This window comes from Streptomyces roseoviridis, assembly GCF_039535235.1.
GTDB classification, from domain to species: domain Bacteria; phylum Actinomycetota; class Actinomycetes; order Streptomycetales; family Streptomycetaceae; genus Streptomyces; species Streptomyces roseoviridis.
This window is the reverse complement of sequence record NZ_BAAAWU010000001.1, coordinates 2,295,046-2,313,099: the sequence shown is the minus strand read 5'-3', so window position 1 is coordinate 2,313,099 and position 18,054 is coordinate 2,295,046. Positions and strand designations below refer to the sequence as shown.

General features: G+C 71.4%; 18 protein-coding genes. 14 read left to right on the top strand and 4 right to left on the bottom strand.

From position 1 onward, the window contains the following. Window positions 1-94: 94 nt before the first annotated feature. The gene (locus tag ABD954_RS10240; protein ID WP_345485582.1) at window positions 95-439 is read left to right on the top strand and encodes a DUF3817 domain-containing protein; all 345 of its coding nucleotides are present in this window, start codon (window positions 95-97) and stop codon (window positions 437-439) included. Further along, window positions 436-729, top strand: coding sequence for an MTH1187 family thiamine-binding protein (locus tag ABD954_RS10235; RefSeq protein ID WP_345485581.1), 294 nt, complete (start codon window positions 436-438; stop codon window positions 727-729). Before ABD954_RS10240 ends, ABD954_RS10235 begins: the two co-directional genes overlap by 4 nt. Window positions 730-829: 100 nt before the next feature. Here the strand turns inward: ABD954_RS10235 and ABD954_RS10230 are convergent, their stop codons facing one another. Beyond that, window positions 830-1,270 carry a GNAT family N-acetyltransferase gene (locus ABD954_RS10230; protein WP_345485579.1) on the bottom strand — a complete coding sequence of 147 codons (441 nt, stop codon included), beginning with the start codon at window positions 1,268-1,270 and terminating at the stop codon, window positions 830-832. 122 nt (window positions 1,271-1,392) lie between these two features. Between ABD954_RS10230 and ABD954_RS10225 the strand changes: the two genes are divergently transcribed. From ABD954_RS10225 to glxA, 5 genes are all read left to right on the top strand, one after another. Then, window positions 1,393-2,100 (top strand): hypothetical protein, encoded by a 708-nt coding sequence (locus ABD954_RS10225; protein WP_345492069.1) that lies wholly within the window; start codon window positions 1,393-1,395, stop codon window positions 2,098-2,100. Beyond that, window positions 2,097-2,792 (top strand): DUF4166 domain-containing protein, encoded by a 696-nt coding sequence (locus tag ABD954_RS10220; protein ID WP_345485578.1) that lies wholly within the window; start codon window positions 2,097-2,099, stop codon window positions 2,790-2,792. The genes ABD954_RS10225 and ABD954_RS10220 overlap by 4 nt, the downstream gene beginning before the upstream one ends. A 26-nt stretch (window positions 2,793-2,818) precedes the next feature. Further along, window positions 2,819-3,427: a TetR/AcrR family transcriptional regulator gene (locus ABD954_RS10215; protein WP_345492067.1), complete on the top strand. Its 609-nt coding sequence runs from the start codon at window positions 2,819-2,821 to the stop codon at window positions 3,425-3,427. A 90-nt stretch (window positions 3,428-3,517) separates the two neighbouring features. Next, entirely contained in the window at window positions 3,518-5,365 is a 1,848-nt protein-coding gene (locus tag ABD954_RS10210; protein WP_345485577.1) for a glycosyltransferase family 2 protein, read from the top strand. 3 nt (window positions 5,366-5,368) lie between these two features. After that, the gene (gene glxA / locus ABD954_RS10205) at window positions 5,369-7,363 is read left to right on the top strand and encodes a radical copper oxidase GlxA (RefSeq protein ID WP_345485576.1); all 1,995 of its coding nucleotides are present in this window, start codon (window positions 5,369-5,371) and stop codon (window positions 7,361-7,363) included. Here glxA and ABD954_RS10200 read toward each other — a convergent pair. Further along, entirely contained in the window at window positions 7,360-8,373 is a 1,014-nt protein-coding gene (locus ABD954_RS10200; protein ID WP_345485575.1) for a glycoside hydrolase family 6 protein, read from the bottom strand. The genes glxA and ABD954_RS10200 overlap by 4 nt on opposite strands. Window positions 8,374-8,652: 279 nt before the next feature. On the opposite strand from ABD954_RS10200, the gene ABD954_RS10195 reads away from it, so the two are divergent. The 3 genes from ABD954_RS10195 to icmA all read left to right on the top strand — a co-directional run bounded on the left by ABD954_RS10195 (window position 8,653) and on the right by icmA (window position 11,344). Beyond that, window positions 8,653-9,162 (top strand): MarR family winged helix-turn-helix transcriptional regulator, encoded by a 510-nt coding sequence (locus ABD954_RS10195; protein ID WP_345485574.1) that lies wholly within the window; start codon window positions 8,653-8,655, stop codon window positions 9,160-9,162. 65 nt (window positions 9,163-9,227) lie between these two features. Then, window positions 9,228-9,560 carry a DUF3817 domain-containing protein gene (locus ABD954_RS10190; RefSeq protein ID WP_345485573.1) on the top strand — a complete coding sequence of 111 codons (333 nt, stop codon included), beginning with the start codon at window positions 9,228-9,230 and terminating at the stop codon, window positions 9,558-9,560. 83 nt (window positions 9,561-9,643) lie between these two features. Continuing rightward, entirely contained in the window at window positions 9,644-11,344 is a 1,701-nt protein-coding gene (gene icmA, locus ABD954_RS10185; RefSeq protein WP_345485572.1) for a coenzyme B12-dependent isobutyryl-CoA mutase large subunit, read from the top strand. 120 nt (window positions 11,345-11,464) lie between these two features. Here icmA and ABD954_RS10180 read toward each other — a convergent pair whose 3' ends face one another. Then, complete coding sequence (locus ABD954_RS10180; RefSeq protein WP_345485571.1) at window positions 11,465-12,091, bottom strand: TetR/AcrR family transcriptional regulator; 627 nt, start codon at window positions 12,089-12,091, stop codon at window positions 11,465-11,467. Between the two features lie 262 nt (window positions 12,092-12,353). Between ABD954_RS10180 and ABD954_RS10175 the strand changes: the two genes are divergently transcribed. The 4 genes from ABD954_RS10175 to ABD954_RS10160 all read left to right on the top strand — a co-directional run bounded on the left by ABD954_RS10175 (window position 12,354) and on the right by ABD954_RS10160 (window position 16,493). Continuing rightward, complete coding sequence (locus tag ABD954_RS10175; RefSeq protein ID WP_345485570.1) at window positions 12,354-13,319, top strand: tetratricopeptide repeat protein; 966 nt, start codon at window positions 12,354-12,356, stop codon at window positions 13,317-13,319. Window positions 13,320-13,907: 588 nt separating this feature from the next. Then, window positions 13,908-14,552: a DUF6230 family protein gene (locus ABD954_RS10170; RefSeq protein ID WP_345485569.1), complete on the top strand. Its 645-nt coding sequence runs from the start codon at window positions 13,908-13,910 to the stop codon at window positions 14,550-14,552. A gap of 128 nt (window positions 14,553-14,680) precedes the next feature. Further along, a complete protein-coding gene (locus ABD954_RS10165; protein ID WP_345485568.1) occupies window positions 14,681-15,280 on the top strand; it encodes a DUF6114 domain-containing protein in 600 nt (199 codons plus the stop codon). Further along, on the top strand, window positions 15,270-16,493 hold the full coding sequence (locus ABD954_RS10160) for a hypothetical protein (RefSeq protein ID WP_345485567.1): 1,224 nt from the start codon (window positions 15,270-15,272) through the stop codon (window positions 16,491-16,493). Before ABD954_RS10165 ends, ABD954_RS10160 begins: the two co-directional genes overlap by 11 nt. A gap of 111 nt (window positions 16,494-16,604) precedes the next feature. Here ABD954_RS10160 and pyk read toward each other — a convergent pair whose 3' ends face one another. Then, the gene (pyk, locus tag ABD954_RS10155; RefSeq protein WP_345485566.1) at window positions 16,605-18,035 is read right to left on the bottom strand and encodes a pyruvate kinase; all 1,431 of its coding nucleotides are present in this window, start codon (window positions 18,033-18,035) and stop codon (window positions 16,605-16,607) included. Between the last annotated feature and the right edge of the window lie 19 nt (window positions 18,036-18,054).

Sequence of the window (18,054 nt, the reverse complement as noted above, 5' to 3'; positions counted from 1 at the left end):
TTGCCCCCCGGATAAAGAGACAGCAAAGTCGCCGTGCACAATAGGACGGCCCTTGTGCATCCGTTCACAAGATCGAACGAAGGTGACCCCTGTCGTGGACATCAAGACCGCCTCCTCCCTGCACCGGCTCCGGCTCGTCTCCGCGCCGGAAGCCGTGTCGTTCCTGCTGCTGCTCGTCTGCTCGGTGCTGAAGCGGACCACGGACTTCAACGCGGTGCCGGTCATGGGCGCGATCCACGGCCTCCTCTTCGTCCTCTACGTGCTCTTCTGGCTGGACGCCTGGAACCGCACCAAGTGGTCCTTCAAGACGGCGGCCCTCTACTTCGTCCTGTCCGTCCTGCCCTTCGGCGGCTTCTTCGCGGAGCGCAAGCTGAAGGCCGAGGCCGAGGCCGCGGTGATCGCCTCCCGCGCCCGCCGCGAGGGAGTGGTCAACGCATGATCGTCGCCTTCTCCGTGACCCCGCTGGGCGTGGGCGAGGAGGTCGGCGAGTACGTCGCCGACGCGGTGCGGGTCGTGCGCGAGTCGGGCCTGCCGAACCGTACGGACGCGATGTTCACGTCCGTCGAGGGCGACTGGGACGAGGTCATGGACGTCGTCAAGCGCGCGGTCGCCGCCGTGGAGGCGCGGGCGCCGCGGGTCTCCCTCGTCCTCAAGGCCGACATCCGCCCCGGCGTCACCGACGGCCTGACCTCGAAGGTCGAGACGGTGGAACGGCACCTGGGCGCCTGAGGCCCGTCCTGTTCCTCCGGCCCGACCGGGCCGGAGGAACGTTCATCCGCCCAGGCCCTGGAAGCCCTGCAAGCCCTGCAAGCCCTGGCCCTCAGGTCGCTCAGGCCAGCTTCTTGTACATGTGGACGTCCTCGGCCCCGCCGGGGATGCCCAGCGTCCTGCCCGTCTCGACGTAGCCGTGGCGCTGGTAGAACGCCGGCGCCTGGAACGTGAACGACGACACGCAGGCGCGGTCGCAGCCCCGGCGGCGCGCCTCGTCCTCCGCGGCCCGCAGCAGCTCGCCGCCCCGTCCGTCGCCCCGGCTGTCCTCGCGCACCCAGAGCATCTCGATGCCGAGCAGCCCGCCCCACGTCCACGCGGAAAGACCGCCGACCAGCTCGCCCGCCTCGTCGACGACCTTCACCGTCAGCGCGCCCTGATCGGCGGCCGTGGTGCCCGTCGCGGGGAAGTTGATCTCGTCGAGGCCCTGGGAGAGCCGCGCGTCCAGTGCCGCGTCGCGGTCGCCGACGCTCAGTCCGGGACGGGGGTGATCGTTCGCCATGCCGCAGAGTCTGGCACGCGCACACGAACCCCCGTTCGGATCTTGAGCATGTGCTCAAACCCCGCTACTGTCCTCGTGGGCACCGTTTTGAGCGGTCGCTCAAAGGGGGGATGGGCACGCTCATGGGGCTCTACGTCGAGACGCGCGTCCGCACGGACCTGGACACGCTCTGGGAGCGGACCCAGGATCCGGCCGAGCACCAGCGGTGGGACCTGCGGTTCACCGAGATCGCGTACCTGCCGGCCGAGCCGGGCGCCGACGACGGACCCCGGCGCTTCCGGTACGCCGTGCGCGTGCCGCCCTTTCCGGCCGTCGCCGGCACCGGTGTCTCCGCGGGGGAGCGCCACCGGGCCGGCGGCGACCGGGTGTCCGCCCTGCGGTTCGCCTCGCCGCATCCGCTGTCGCCGCTCGCCGAGGGCAGCGGCTACTGGCGCTACCTCCCGGAAGACGGTGAGGGCGGGGCCGGGATCCGGTTCCTCACCGGCTACGACTACCGGCCGCGCTGGGGGCGCTTCGGCCGGGTCGCCGACCGGCTGTTCTTCCGCCCCCTGATGGGGTGGGCGACCGCCTGGTCCTTCGACCGGCTGCGGCTGTGGTGCGAGCACGGCCTCACCCCGGAGCGGGCCCGCACCCACTGGCTGCTCGAACTCGCCGCCCGCGCCCTCCTGGTGGCCCTCTGCGCCGGCCACCCGCTGACGCTGGCCGCCGGCTGCGCCGCCGCCCTCCTCGTACCGCCGTCGCCGCGGACGCCCGCGGCCCGCCGCTGTCTGCGCACCCCGCCCGACCGGAGCCGTGCGCCGCGGCTCCTCGCCACCCTGGAGAGGCCATGACCTCGATCTTCCGTGCCGCCATGGGCGACGCCGCCTTCGAGCGGCTGCACCCCGAGCTGCGGCGGCGCTTCTCGGTCGGGCTCGCGAGCGGCGAGCTGTGCGTCGGACGCGGCGTCATGGACCGGATATGGCACGGCAAGGGGCTCACCCGGCCCCTCCTGAAGCCGTTCCTCGCGCTCGGCGCGACGCGCAACATCCTGTTGCCGCGCACCGGCCGCGACGTGCCCTTCGTCATCGAGAACACCCCCTACCTCGACTCCTACGGGCGGGAGACCGTCACCTTCGTGCGGACCTTCGCGCTGCCCGGCGGGCCGCGCCGCTTCGACGCCACCATGGTCCTCAGCCCCGCGCGCGGCTGTGTGCTCGACTACCTCGGCACCCACCAGCACCTCGCCAGCGAGCTGCGGATGACCGCCGAGCCGGACGGCTCGTTGCTCGTCCGCTCCGGCGAACACCGTTTCCGCGAGGGCCCCGTGGACCTGCGGGTGCCCGAACTGATCGGCGGGGACGCGGAGGTGCGGGAGTCCTTCGACGAGCGCACCGGCCGCTTCCGCATCCGGGTGCGGGTCGTCAACCGGTACGTGGGGCCGCTGTTCGGCTACGAGGGCTCCTTCACCGCCGCGTACGCCCCCGTCCGCGAACGCGGCGTGCGGCGGGGGCTGCGTCCCGTCCGCGAGGAGGTGCGGGCGTGAGCGCCGAGGACACCCGGACCAGGCTCATGGAGGGCGCGCTGCGCACCCTCGTCGAGCAGGGCATCGCCAAGACCTCGGCGCGGGCCGTGGCCGCCGCCGCGGGCGTCAACCAGGCGCTGATCTTCTACCACTTCGGCTCGGTCGACGACCTGCTGTCGGCCGCCTGCCGGCACGGTGCCGAGCGGCGGGTGGCCCGGCACCGCGAGCGGCTGAGGGCCGTCGGCAGCCTCTCCGAACTCCTCGCGTTCGGCCGTGAGATGCACGAGGAGGAGCGCGCGGCCGGTCACGTCGCCGTCCTCGGGCAGCTGCTCGCCGGCGCGCAGACCCATCCGCGGCTCGCCCCGGCCACGGCCGCCGGGCTCGACCTGTGGATCGAGGAGATCGAACGGGTGCTGCGGCGGGTGCTGGCCGGCGGTCCGCTCGACGGCATCGTCGACCCGGCCGGGCTCGCGCGCGCCCTCGCCGCCTCCTTCGTCGGGATGGAGCTGTACGAGGGGGTCGACCCGGCGGGCGCGGGCGCCGCCCTCGACGCGCTCGAACACCTGGGCGGGCTGATGGCCGCGCTCGACGAGCTCGGGCCGGTCACCCAGAAGGCCGTGCGCTACGCGCTGCGCCGGAAGAGTGGTTCCTCGTAAAACCCCTCACTCGGACGCGTCCGGTCGACACGTCGTTGAATGTCCCCTTTCGTGGGGCTATCGACCTGTTCGACGACAGCTGGAGGCACCGTGCGGCCGGGAGGCTACGACTACGACACCTACAGCCGACTCGCCGGTCCCCTCACGGAACCGGACCCGGGGGCGGGCCCCTACACGGTGCGCTACCGCAGCCTGCTCTCGAAGGAGCCGCACCGAATACGCGCGATCCTCCTCATGGGCCTCGCGCCCGTCCTCTCGGCGACGCTCCTGGTCTACCTCGTCTGGCCGAGCCACTGGACCGTCCGCGAGGGCGGCGCGCGGTGGCTGGTCCACTTCGACACCGTCATGCTCGTGTCGATCGGGCTCATCTGCTTCTTCATGCTGGTCAACGTCACGTCGATCGCCCACGCCACCCTCGTCGCCCGCGACCCCGTACCCGTCCGCCCCGAGCCCGGGACCCGGGTCGCCTTCCTCACCACCTACGTGCCCGGCAAGGAACCGCTCACCATGGTCCGGGCCACCCTCGAAGGCGCCGTACGGCTGCGCCACGACGGCCCCCTCGACGTCTGGCTGCTCGACGAGGGCGACAACGCCGCCGCCAAGGCCCTCTGCGCGGAACTCGGCGTCCGCCACTTCACCCGCGCCGGCGTCCCCGAATGGAACCGCGCCAAAGGCGTCCACAAGGCCCGCAGCAAGCACGGCAACTACAACGCCTGGCTCGCCATGCACGGCGACGCCTACGACTTCTTCGCCTCCGTCGACACCGACCACGTGCCGCTGCCGAACTTCCTGGAGCGGATGCTCGGCTACTTCCGCGACCCCGACGTCGCCTTCGTCGTCGGCCCCCAGGTCTACGGCAACTACGCCTCCGCCGTCACCAAGGCCGCCGAGTCCCAGCAGTTCCTCTTCCACGCGCTCATCCAGCGGGCCGGCAACCGCTACCGCGCCCCCATGTTCGTGGGCACCAACAACATCGTGCGGGTCGCCGCCCTCAAGCAGGTCGGCGGCCTGTACGACTCCGTCACCGAGGACATGGCCACCGGCTTCGAACTGCACCGCAGCCAAAACCCGCGGACCGGCCGCCACTGGCGCTCCGTCTACACCCCCGACGTGCTCGCCGTGGGGGAGGGGCCGGCCTCCTGGACCGACTTCTTCACCCAGCAGCTGCGCTGGTCCCGCGGCACCTACGAGACGCTGCTCAAGCAGTACTGGAAGGCGCCCTTGCGCATGCCGCCGGGCCGTCTCCTCAACTACACGCTGATGCTCGTCTACTACCCGATGACGGCCGTCAACTGGTTCCTCGGCATCCTCTCCTGCGTCCTCTTCCTGTGGCTCGGCGCCTCCGGCACCCAGGTGTCCTCCTCGGTCTGGCTGATGATCTACAGTGACGCCGTCGCCCTCCAGGTCGGCCTCTACCTGTGGAACCGGCGCCACAACGTCTCGCCCCACGAACCCGAGGGCTCCGGCGGCCTCGCCGGCATGGCCATGTCCGCGCTCTCCGCGCCGATCTACCTCAAGTCCCTCGGCTCGGCGCTCCTGCGCACCCGGGGCCGCTTCGTCGTCACCCCCAAGGGCGGCCAGGCCAGCCCCGACCGCGTCCTCACCTTCCGCATCCACCTCTGCTGGGCCGCGGTCCTCCTCGCCTCGCTCCTCGCCTCCGCGCACTTCGGCCACACCCACGCCGCCATGCGCACCTGGGCGGTCCTCGCCCTCGCCATCGCCCTCGCCCCGCTCGCCGTCTGGACCTTCACCACCCTGCGCGACCAGCGCCGCCTGCGCCTGCGCGACCGACTGCGCGCCCAGGTCAGGGCCCGGGCCAGGGCCCGCGGCCGGGCCGACGCCGCCCAGGGCGTCACCCTCGTCACCACCCCCGCGAAGTCCGCCACCGCGCCCACGGCCGGCCCCGCCGCCGCGCCCACGACGACCGGAGGGAACTGAGCCATGGCCTACCGGCCGTCCCAGCAGTTCAAGAAGACCCTGCTCGGCAGCGGCGCCGTCCTCGTCCTCGCGGCCCTCAACGCCCCCGCCGCCGTCTCCTTCGCCACCGAGAAGTACCACGCGTACAAGATCGCCCAGCCCGGGTACAAGAAGAGGTACGGCTCCTGGGCCGTCGTCGACGTACCCGAGCGCTACCGCATCAACGCCATCCACGCGGCCCTGCTGCACACCGGCAAGGTGCTGCTCATCGCCGGCTCGGGCAACGACCAGAAGAAGTTCGACGCCGGCACCTTCGACACCATCCTCTGGGACCCGGTGAAGAACACCTTCAAGACCGTCCCCACCCCCGAGGACTTCTTCTGCTCCGGCCACACCCAGCTCGCCGACGGCCGGCTGCTCGTCGCCGGCGGCACCGCCCGCTACGAGGTCCTCGACGGCGAGGTGAAGCGGGCCGGCGGCGGCATGCGGGTCAAGAACGAGAGCCCCGACAAGGCCGTCACCCTCAAGAAGGGCACCGTCTTCCGTTCCCCCTCCGGCGTCGAGTACGTCTCCACGACCGACGTCACCGTCCCCAGGGCCAAGCGCGAGTTCGAGATCTCGTACTTCAAGAGCGGCCAGATGAAGCCCTGGAAGACCAAGATCACCGCCGCCGAGGCCCGGGTCTTCGTCGAGGCGCGGAAGGAGGGCCCCCAGGCCCTCACCACGGAGGCCGCGCAGTACGAGATCCTCGGCCTCAAGGGCGACGACGCCGACAACGTCTACGGCCTCGCGCAGAAGCTCACCACCGAGAAGCAGGACTTCCAGGGCATCAGGGCCGCCTACGAGTTCGACCCGAAGGCCGAGCGCTACATCCCCGTCTCGCCCATGAAGGACGCCCGCTGGTACCCCACCCTCGTCACCCTGCAGGACGGCAAGGTGCTCGCCGTCTCCGGACTCAACGACGTCGGCGACGTCGTCCCCGGCGACAACGAGATCTACGACCCCGCCACCAGGAAGTGGTCCAAGGGACCCTTCCGCTACTTCCCCACCTACCCCGCGCTCTTCCTCACCAAGGGCGGCAAGCTCCTCTACACCGGCTCCAACGCCGGCTACGGACCCGCCGACAAGGGCCGCGAACCGGGCCTGTGGGACCTGAAGAAGAACACCTTCACCAAGCTCCGCGGCCTCACCGACCCCGACCAGCTGGAGACCTCCGCCTCGCTCATGCTGCCGCCGGTCCAGAACCAGAAGGTGATGGTCCTCGGCGGCGGCGGGGTCGGCGAGTCCCCCGCCTCCACCGCCCGCACCTCGATCATCGACCTGTCCAAGGACAGCCCCGTCTTCAGCGACGGACCCGCGCTGCCCCAGGGAACCCGCTACCTCAACAGCGTGCTGCTGCCCGACGACACCGTCTTCACCAGCGGCGGCTCCCGCGACTACCGCGGCCGCGGCGGCAGCGACATCCTCCGGGCCCAGTTCTACGACCCGAAGGCCAACGCCTTCGCCCGCGCCGCCGACCCCACCGTCGGCCGCAACTACCACTCCGCGGCGCTGCTGCTGCCCGACGGCCGGGTCGCGACCTTCGGCTCCGACCCGCTCTTCGACGACGCCGACAACACCAAGCTCGGCACCTTCGAGCAGCGCATCGAGGTCTTCACCCCGCCCGCCCTGCACCGGGGCGGCGCCGACCGGCCGGTCCTCGACGAGGGCCCGGCGGAGCTCGACCAGAACGGCCGCGCCACCTTCCGGACCGAGGACGCCGCCCGGATCGTCAAGGCCCGGCTGATGCGGCCGAGCGCCGTCACCCACACCACCGACGTCGAACAGCGCTCCGTCGAGCTCGCCCTGACGAAGGGAGCGGACGGCCGGACCGTCACCGTCCAGGCCCCCGACGACCCGACCCTGGTGCCGCCCGGCTGGTACATGCTGTTCGTGACCGACCGGGACGGGGTCCCGTCCGAGGCGAAGTGGATCCAGGTGGAAAACAGCCTCAGTGGACGTGCTTCCCCGAACTCCTAGCCGTTCGCCCGGCGGGCCAGGCCCAGCGCGTAGTCGGGCCACCAGGTGCCGGCCGCCGGGCCGCCCCGGCAGGTGCCGTCCGACTCGCCCGGCCGCTTGATCCACAGGTACGCGTCGACCAGCTCGTCCCCGGTGCGGTCGGTCGGCGGGACGCCGAGCGCCCGGCCCGGCGGATTGCACCAGGCGTCCGCCCGGTCGCCGGGCAGTGGACCCGCGCCGTTGCGGCTGGTGTCCACCGTGAAGTGGGTGCCGCCGAGCAGCCGGGACAGTCCCGCGCCGAAACCGCGCACGACGTCGTTCTTCTGGAAGTTGGCCACGTTGAGCGCGAAGCCGTCGGCCCGCGCGATGCCCGCCCGGCGCAGCGGTTCCACCAGCTTGGCCGGGGCGTCGATCCAGGCCGGGTTGCCCGCGTCCAGGTAGACCCGGGTGCGCGGCTGCCGCTTGAACCGCTCGACCGCACCGGCCAGCAGTTCGAGGCGTTCGGCGTGGTGCCCGGCCGGAGTGCACCCGTCCACGATGTGCGGCACCGCGTCCGGCTCCAGGATCACGATCGCGGGCGCGTCGCCGACGGCGGAGGCGAAGGCGTCCACCCAGTCCCGGTACGCCTGGGCGTCGCGCGCCCCGCCCGCCGAGTACATGCCGCAGTCGCGGTGCGGGATGTTGTACGCGACCAGGACCACCGTCCGCCCCTCGGGCGCGGCGCCCTTCACCACCCGGGTCACGTCCGGCACGGGATCGTCACCGGCCGGCCACTCCGCCAGCGGCCGGTTCGCGATCCGCCTCATGATCCGCGCGTCCTCCGCACGGCCCTGCTTCTCGTACTCCTCCACCTGCCGGGCCGCGTCGCTGTCCGGGTCCACCCAGAACGGCGAACCGCCGGTCGGCGGCGCCGCCTCGCCGCGCCCGGCGGGCGGGCCGACGGGGGACACGGGCGCGTCCTGTCCGGCGCACCCCGTGAGCAGCAGCAGCGCGGTGGCGAGCGCGAGGGTGGCAAGGGAACGACGGGACATCCGGCCCCCAGGGTCGGCTACGGGACGGCAGGGCAGGTCGCGCGGACGATACGCGACAGACCGGGCCATCCTGGCATAGCGGTCAGTCGCCGCCCGGCTCCGACACCGCGCGTGTGATCCCCGGCACCGAGGTCGCGGCGGTCGTACCGCGGCCGCCGCGACCTCGGTGCCGGGTCCGCCGCCGCGGCAGCGGTCGTCGTTCCCGCGCGCCGCGAAGTGCGGGCGACCGAAAGGCGAGACGCGGCTGACCGTCATATGACCAGTGGGTAAGGTCGACGCGTGCCGAAGCCGCTCAGTCTCTCGTTCGATCCCATCGCCCGCGCCGACGAACTCTGGCAGAAGCGCTGGGGGCCGGTTCCCTCGATGGCCGCGATCACCTCGATCATGCGCGCGCACCAGATCCTCCTGGGCGAGGTGGACGCCGTGGTAAAGCCGTACGGGCTGACCTTCGCCCGTTACGAGGCACTGGTGCTGCTGACCTTCTCCAAGGCCGGCGAGCTGCCCATGTCCAAGATCGGCGAGCGCCTGATGGTCCACCCGACCTCGGTGACCAACACGGTGGACCGGCTGGTGCGGTCCGGCCTGGTCGCCAAGCGGCCCAACCCCAACGACGGCCGCGGCACGCTGGCGTCGATCACCGAGAAGGGGCGCGAGGTCGTCGAGGCCGCGACCCGGGACCTGATGGCGATGGACTTCGGGCTGGGGGCGTACGACGCCGAGGAGTGCGCGGAGATCTTCGCGATGCTGCGGCCGCTGCGGGTCGCGGCGGGCGACTTCGAGGAGCGCTGAGCGGCCCGGAAGCGGGCAGGGCCCCGGCGGAAGATCGCCCGGAACGGACCGTTACGCTCGACGGCATGAAATCCAGCGTGCTGACCCGCTACCGCGTCATGGCGTACGTGACCGCCGTCATGCTCCTCATCCTGTGCGCGTGCATGGTCGCCAAGTACGGCTTCGACACGGGCGAGGACCTGACCTTCGCGGTCTCCCAGACCCACGGCGTCCTCTACATCATCTACCTCGTCTTCGCCTTCGACCTGGGCTCCAAGGCGAAGTGGCCGTTCGGCAAGCTCCTGTGGATCCTGCTGAGCGGAACGATCCCCTTCGTCGCCTTCTTCGTCGAGCGCAAGGTCACCCGCGAGACGCTTCCGCTGGTCAGCGGCGCGCAGCCGGCTCCCGCCAAGGCCTGACGCGGGCCCGGTCCGAACCTCCGCACGAGCGTGCGGAGGTTTGCCATCGACATTTACTAGGACGTCCTAGTAAATTCGAAGGTATGGACGCTGACGCCATCGAGGAAGGCCGCCGTCGCTGGCAGGCCCGTTACGACAAGGCCCGCAAGCGCGACGCCGACTTCACCACGCTCTCCGGGGACCCGGTCGACCCGGTCTACGGGCCCCGGCCCGGGGACACGTACGAGGGGTTCGAGCGGATCGGCTGGCCCGGTGAGTACCCCTTCACCCGCGGTCTGCACCCCACCGGCTACCGCGGCCGGACCTGGACCATCCGGCAGTTCGCCGGCTTCGGCAACGCCGAGCAGACCAACGAGCGCTACAAGATGATCCTCGCCGCCGGCGGCGGCGGGCTCTCGGTCGCCTTCGACATGCCCACCCTGATGGGCCGCGACTCCGACGACCCCCGCTCGCTCGGCGAGGTCGGCCACTGCGGCGTCGCCATCGACTCCGCCGCCGACATGGAGGTCCTCTTCAAGGACATCCCGCTCGGCGACGTCACCACGTCGATGACGATCTCCGGCCCGGCCGTCCCGGTCTTCTGCATGTACCTGGTCGCCGCCGAGCGCCAGGGCGTCGACCCGTCCGTGCTCAACGGCACGCTGCAGACCGACATCTTCAAGGAGTACATCGCGCAGAAGGAGTGGCTCTTCCAGCCCGAGCCGCACCTGCGCCTCATCGGTGACCTGATGGAGCACTGCGCGGCGAAGATCCCCGCGTACAAGCCGCTCTCGGTCTCCGGGTACCACATCCGCGAGGCCGGCGCGACGGCCGCGCAGGAGCTCGCGTACACCCTCGCCGACGGCTTCGGCTACGTGGAGCTCGGCCTGTCCCGCGGCCTCGACGTGGACGTCTTCGCGCCCGGCCTGTCCTTCTTCTTCGACGCCCACGTCGACTTCTTCGAGGAGATCGCGAAGTTCCGCGCGGCCCGCCGGATCTGGGCCCGCTGGATGAAGGAGGTCTACGGCGCCCGGACCGACAAGGCGCAGTGGCTCCGCTTCCACACCCAGACCGCCGGTGTCTCGCTCACCGCCCAGCAGCCGTACAACAACGTCGTACGGACCGCGGTCGAGGCCCTCGCGGCCGTCCTCGGCGGCACCAACTCGCTGCACACCAACGCCCTCGACGAGACCCTCGCGCTCCCCAGCGAGCAGGCCGCCGAGATCGCCCTGCGCACCCAGCAGGTGCTCATGGAGGAGACCGGCGTCGCCAACGTGGCCGACCCGCTGGGCGGCTCCTGGTACGTCGAGCAGCTCACCGACCGGATCGAGGCCGACGCCGAGAAGATCTTCGACCAGATCAAGGAGCGCGGACTGCGCGCCCACCCGGACGGGCAGCACCCGATCGGTCCGATCACCTCCGGCATCCTGCGCGGCATCGAGGACGGCTGGTTCACCGGCGAGATCGCCGAGTCCGCCTTCCGCTACCAGCAGGCCCTGGAGAAGGGCGACAAGCGGGTCGTCGGCGTCAACGTGCACCACGGCTCGGTCACCGGCGACCTGGAGATCCTGCGGGTCAGCCACGAGGTCGAGCGGGAGCAGGTCCGGGTGCTCGGCGAGCGCAAGGGCCGCCGCGACGAGGCGAAGGTCAAGAGCTGCCTGGACGCCATGCTGGCGGCTGCCCGGGACGGCTCCAACATGATCGGCCCCATGCTGGACGCCGTACGGGCGGAGGCCACGCTCGGCGAGATCTGCGGCGTGCTGCGCGACGAGTGGGGCGTGTACACCGAGCCCCCCGGCTTCTAGGACCGCCTGCGACCGAGGGCCCGTCCCGGACCTCCCCCCGGGGACCCGGCCTCCCGCCGTACGGCTCACGCTCCGGCGCCCCCGCCACGACCTCCCGGCCGTGCGGGGGCGCCTTCGTGCCTACAGCTCCGCCGCCGCCGTGAGGCCGCCCAGCATCAGGGCCGTGAGCCGCTGCACCCACGCCTGGTCCACCGGCTCGGCGCTGACCAGCGCACGGTGCACCACCGCGCCCGCGACCACGTCGAAGATCAGGTCGTCGACGGCCTCGACGGTCGCCGGATCGCGCTCCTCGGGGAGCTCGCCGCGTTCCTGGGCGCGCTGGCGGCCTTCCAGGACCAGCCGCTTCTGGCGGTCCACGATCGAGGTGCGGATGCGCTCGCGCAGCGGCTCGTCGCGGGTGGACTCGGCGACCACCGCCATCAGGGCGGTCTTGGTCTCGGGGCGTTCCAGGAGGGCCGCGAACTGGAGCACGACGTCCTCGATGTCGGCCTGGAGGGAACCGAGGTCGGGCAGCCGGAGTTCGTCGAAGAGGACGGCGACGGCGTCGACGACGAGTTCGTTCTTGTTGTTCCAGCGCCGGTACAGGGTGGTCTTGGCCACCCCCGCCCGGGTCGCCACGTCGCCCATGGTCAGCCTCGACCAGCCCAGCTCCACCAGGGCCGCCCGGGTCGCCTCCAGGATGGCCGTGTCGGCCTCGGCGGAACGGGGGCGTCCGGGTCGAGTGCGGGAGCGGGTGCGGCTACACATGGAGGTCGACCATACCCGCCGGTAGGTATTGCGCCAGAGGCCGGTCGTGTGAGGCAGTTCACGGCGGGGGCCTCGCCAAGATCGGGGCAGGAGGATTACGCTACGGCTCGTAGCGAAAGCCTGTGACGGGCCCTCGCGACAACCACTGGCGCCGGGTGGGGACTCGGCGCGTACGAACAGCAGACCGTGTCGTCCCGCCCGCGGGCGGCACGGTTCGGCCATCGCTTACCGGTTACGCGCGCGGAAGGGGGAGGATGTAGCCATGCAGCCCCGAAACATGTCCATGAGCGGCGTCGTCGACCTCGCCGCGGTGAAGGCGGCCGGCGAGGCCAAGGCGAAGGCGGAGCAGGCGCGCGCCCAGGCGGCCCGGCAGGGCGGGACGGCGGCCGTGGCCCCCTCCGCCCTGGTGATCGACGTCGACGAGGCGGGCTTCGAGCGCGACGTGCTCCAGCGTTCCGCCGAGGTCCCGGTCGTCATCGACTTCTGGGCCGAGTGGTGTGAGCCCTGCAAGCAGCTCGGCCCCCTTCTGGAGCGGCTCGCCGTCGAGTACAACGGCCGCTTCCTGCTCGCCAAGGTCGACGTCGACGCCAACCAGATGCTGATGCAGCAGTTCGGCATCCAGGGAATTCCGGCCGTTTTCGCGGTGGTCGCCGGTCAGGCGCTGCCGCTCTTCCAGGGCGCGGCCCCCGAGGCGCAGATCCGCCAGACCCTCGACCAGCTGGTCCAGGTCGCCGAGGAGCGCTTCGGCCTCACCGGCATCCAGGTGGACGCCGGTGCCGATCCGCACGCCGCGGCTCCCGTGCCGGCCGGTCCCTACGACGCGCTCCTGGAGGCGGCCATGTCCGCCCTCGACGCGGGCGACCTGGCCGGTGCCGTCCAGGCGTACAAGAACGTCCTCGCGGACGACCCGGCTCACCCCGAGGCCAAGCTCGGGCTCGCCCAGGCCGAGCTGCTCCAGCGGGTGCAGTCGGCGGACCCCGCCGAGGTGCGCAAGAAGGCCGCCGACGACCCGTCCGACGTCGCCGCGCAGATCGCCGCCGCCGACCTGGACCTGGTGGGCGGTCATGTGCAGGACGCCTTCGGGCGGCTGGTCGACACGGTGCGCCGTACGGCGGGCGAGGACCGGGACGCGGCGCGGCTGCGGCTCCTGGAGCTGTTCGAGGTCATCGGTCCCGAGGACCCGCGGGTGACGACCGCCCGCCAGGCCCTGGCGAGGGCCCTGTACTGACCGGTTCGCCCCGCCCGTACGGGGACGATATGGCGACACGGTGACATTCGGCGGCCGCGCTTTACCAAAACTTGGTAATCGCGGCCGCTGTTACTTGCAGTAAATCGAACCTGGATTTCCGTCCGGATTTCTCCGACCTCATCACCCTTTGTCGCATCAGCGTGCGGCACCCTGCGTCGTCAACCGGCGGCAGCCCGTCGTGCCGGGGTTATCAGGCCGTTACTAGCGAGTAACGAACCCCCTTGTGCGGGCGCCGGGAATGGACCACGATCGGCGACGCTCGGTCCGACACCGCACCAGCCCGGCAGCCCGCCGACTGTGCGGCGGCGGGTCCCCACCGAGCGGGCCGGCGGCACCGCCGCCGGTCGTGGACAGGGGGGTTCCTGCTCCTCGGGGCAGGGCCTGTCCAATCCGGTTGCGCAACGGCGTGGCCAGTGGTTGTCGCTCGGGGGTGATCGCCGGTGATTCGGACGCGCATCGTGCCGCCTGAGCCTTCGGCGCTCTCCTTCCCGAGGACGTAGCACTTCTCCCATCCCAGGACGGGCCCTGGGCCCATCCGGAGATGTACGTCCGAGAAGGAGGATTCTCATGAAGTCCCAGGTACGTGGCGGGACCAGATGGAAGCGGTTCGCCGTCGTCATGGTGCCGAGCGTGGCCGCGACGGCCGCGATCGGTGTCGGCCTGGCCCAGGGCGCGCTCGCCGCGTCCTTCAGCATCTCCGGCCAGGAATTCAAGGTGAAGACCGACAGCCTCGTCGGTAACGACTTCGTCCAGTACGGCAGCGTCAACGTCGGCAAGGACCTGGAGGGCAAGGACTTCGCCGCCCCGGTCGCGGTGTCCGGCTTCTCCGAGGCCTGGATCACCAACATGTGCCAGTCCGTCGTGACGCCGAACGTCCCGTTCGTCGGTGACGTGACGCTCCAGCTGACGGCCGGCACCGGCAAGGACAAGGTCTACGCGAAGAACATCTACCTGGATGTCTCCCAGCTGAAGACCGACGCCGAGTTCACCAACATCGACATCGGCGTCGCCGCCGGCAACCTGGCCAAGGCGCCGGGCAAGCCCGGCATCCAGCCCAACACCAAGGCGAACCCGTACGGCTTCGGCCAGCGCGCCGAGGTGGCGAAGCTCTCCAACGTCGAGCAGAAGGCGTGGGCGACCACCGCCGGCACCTTCAAGCTGCCCGACCTCAGCCTGTCCCTCCACCGGGGCAAGTCGGCCGAGTGCTTCTGAGGCTGAGGTCCCGCAAGGACTGACGCCCCAAGGGTGGGGGCCGTCGTGCGCGGCCCCCACCCGCTCCGGCCGAGCGCCCCCTTCTTCATCTTTCTTCTCAGCAACACCGCTTTCAGGGAGCTGTTTCCATGAGCGCCGAGTCCACTGCTTCCAGCGGAGTCCCCAAGGAGAACCGGTTCCGTGTCTGGCGGCAGACCCGGCCCTTCTGGGCGGGCCTGTTCACCATCCTCGGTGGCATTCCGATCGCCTACCTCCCGTACGGGGACATGCGGCTCGGCAACGTCACGCTCGCCATGGCGACGACGGCCGGCGCCGGTGCGCTGATCATCGGTGTCCTGCTCATCACGCTCGGACTGACGATGTGGTTCCAGCCCGTCGTCCGGGTCTTCGCGGGCGTCGCGGCGATCGTGCTCGGGCTCATCTCCATCCCCGTGTCGAACTTCGGCGGCCTGGTCGTCGGCTTCCTCTTCGCCCTCGTCGGCGGCGGCATGTCCGCCTCGTGGGCACCGGCCGAACCGGCCGCGGAGGACACCGCGTCCGAACCGGACGCCGAGGCGGCCCCCGGGGAGAGCACCGGGCAGGCGGAGGCCGGCTTCGAGGCCGCCCCGGCCGAGCACGCGCACATGCACGACGGCACGGCGCCGACGGTGATCCCGCAGCAGGGTTCCGAGGCGCCGGTGGCCGAGACGACGATCCACGTCAACGGCGGGAGGAACAGTGCGGGGTGACGAAACACAGTCGGCCGGGACGGCGAGAGGGCGCCACGCGGCCCCCCGCAAGTCCCTCCTGAACAAGCTCCAGGTCCCGGCCGGCAAGGCGATGGCCCTCGCGGCCATGCCCACCGCGGTGATCATGGGCATGGGTCTGGCGCCCCGGCTCGCCCTCGCCGACGAGAAGGACATCCCCTTCGCCCCCGGCCCGTGCGTGACCCGCTCGGACGAGCCGACGGCCGAGGAGACGAAGAAGCCCGCGGAGACAAAGACCCCGAAGCCGACGGCGAGCGCGACCGCCACCGACGAGCCGGCCCCCACGACCTCGGCCACCGCCGAGCCCAAGCCGACCGGGCCGGCCCCGACGGCCGGCACCGCGGCCCGCACCCAGGCCCCCCAGGCGCCCGGCGCGACCCCCTCGCCGACCCCGACGGCCACCAAGTCCGTCAACCCGCTCGACCCGCTGGGCGTCGGCGACGCGCTCAAGGACCTCCTCGACGGACCGGACCGGACGACCGCGGCCCCGGCGCCCACCCCGAGCGCCACCCGGACCGGCACGCCCGCCGCCCCCGCGCCGACGGCCACCAGGACCACCGCCCCGGTCGACAAGGCCGCCGAGCGCACCAAGGCGGCCATCAAGGACGCCGCGGACAGGGCCGGTGCCACGACCGAGGAGCTGCCGGACTCCGCCAAGGGCCTCGACGCCAAGAAGGACGAGGAGATCCCCGAGGGCGCCAAGCCGCGCTTCCCGTGCCCCGAACCGGACCCCGAGGCGCTCGCCGCGGCCGAGCTGGAGACCGGCATGCCGCTCCTGCCGGACGAGGCGTGGACCCTGCGGACCACGATGCTCACCCTGCGCGGCCTGGACTACAAGGGCATCGTCGAGGTGAAGACCGCGAGCGGGAAGATCAAGAAGGTCCTGAAGTTCACCGCGGACGAGATCGACATCAAGGACCTGCACCAGCTGACCGTCCACTCCGACGGCCGGACCGGACACGTCCGCTCCGACAAGGGCTCGACCTCGACCATGCGCGGCGGCACGGTGACCATGTACACGGAGCAGCTGAAGGGCAACCTCTTCGGCCTCATCCCGGTCACCTTCAGCCCCGAGACCCCGCCGCCGCTGAACGTGCCCTTCGCCTTCTTCTCCGACGCCACGGTGAAGCAGGCCGGCCAGTTCGGCGGCACGCTCAAGGTCCCGGGCCTGCGCAACACCGTCGAGGCCGACTGACCCCGCGGCGCGCGGGCTGCCGCACGACCCGTCCGGGAGCCGCACACGGCGAAGCCCCCGCCCTCCTGAAGAGGGGCGGGGGCTTCGCCGTCGTGTCGCCGGGCGGGGCGCTCAGTCGCGCTGGGCGCCGCCGAGGTGGTGCACCCGGACCATGTTGGTGGTGCCGGGGACGCCGGGGGGCGAACCGGCCGTGATCACCATGATGTCGCCGGCGTTGTAGCGCTGGAGCTTCAGCAGCTCGGCGTCGACCAGGTCGACCATGGCGTCGGTGGTCTCCACGAACGGGACCAGGAAGGACTCCACGCCCCAGCTCAGGGTGAGCTGGTTGCGGGTCGACTCGTCCGTCGTGAAGGCGAGGATCGGCTGCTGCGTGCGGTAGCGCGAGAGCCGGCGGGCGGTGTCGCCGGACTGGGTGAAGGCGATGAGCGCCTTGCCGTTCAGGAAGTCCGCGATCTCACAGGCCGCGCGGGCGACCGAACCGCCCTGCGTGCGCGGCTTCTTGCCCGGGACCAGCGGCTGCAGGCCCTTGGCGAGCAGCTCCTCCTCGGCCGCGGCGACGATCTTCGACATCGTCTTCACGGTCTCGATGGGGTAGGCGCCCACGCTGGACTCGGCCGACAGCATGACCGCGTCCGCGCCGTCCAGGATCGCGTTGGCGACGTCGCTCGCCTCGGCGCGGGTCGGCCGGGAGTTGGTGATCATCGACTCCATCATCTGGGTCGCCACGATGACCGGCTTGGCGTTGCGCCGGCACATCTCCACCAGGCGCTTCTGCACCATCGGGACCTTCTCCAGCGGGTACTCCACGGCGAGGTCGCCGCGGGCCACCATGACCGCGTCGAAGGCGGCGACGACGTCGGCCATGTTGTCGACGGCCTGCGGCTTCTCCACCTTGGCGATGACGGGGACGCGGCGGCCCTCCTCGTCCATCACCTTGTGGACGTCCTTGACGTCGTCGGCGTTGCGGACGAAGGAGAGCGCGACCATGTCGCAGCCCATGCGCAGCGCGAAGCGGAGGTCCTCGACGTCCTTCTCGGACAGGGCCGGGACGTTGACCGCGGCGCCGGGCAGGTTGATGCCCTTGTGGTCGGAGATGACGCCGCCCTCGACGACGATCGTCTTCACCCGCGGGCCCTCGACCTCGACGACGCGCAGCTCGACGTTGCCGTCGTTGATGAGGACCTGGTCGCCCTTGGAGACGTCGCCGGGCAGACCCTTGTACGTGGTGCCGCAGATGGACTTGTCGCCGGGGACGTCCTCGGTGGTGATGGTGAACTCGTCACCGCGCACCAGCTCGACGGGGCCCTCGGCGAAGGTCTCCAGACGGATCTTGGGGCCCTGGAGGTCGGCGAGCACGCCGACGGCGCGGCCGGTGTCCGCCACCGCCCTGCGGAGACGGTCGTACCGCTCCTGGTGCTCTGCCTGGGTCCCGTGGCTCATGTTGAATCGGGCCACGTTCATGCCGGCCTCGATGAGAGCCTTCAGCTGCTCATACGAGTCGACGGCGGGGCCCAGCGTGCAGACGATTTTGGAACGGCGCATGAGGCGGATCCTATCGGTT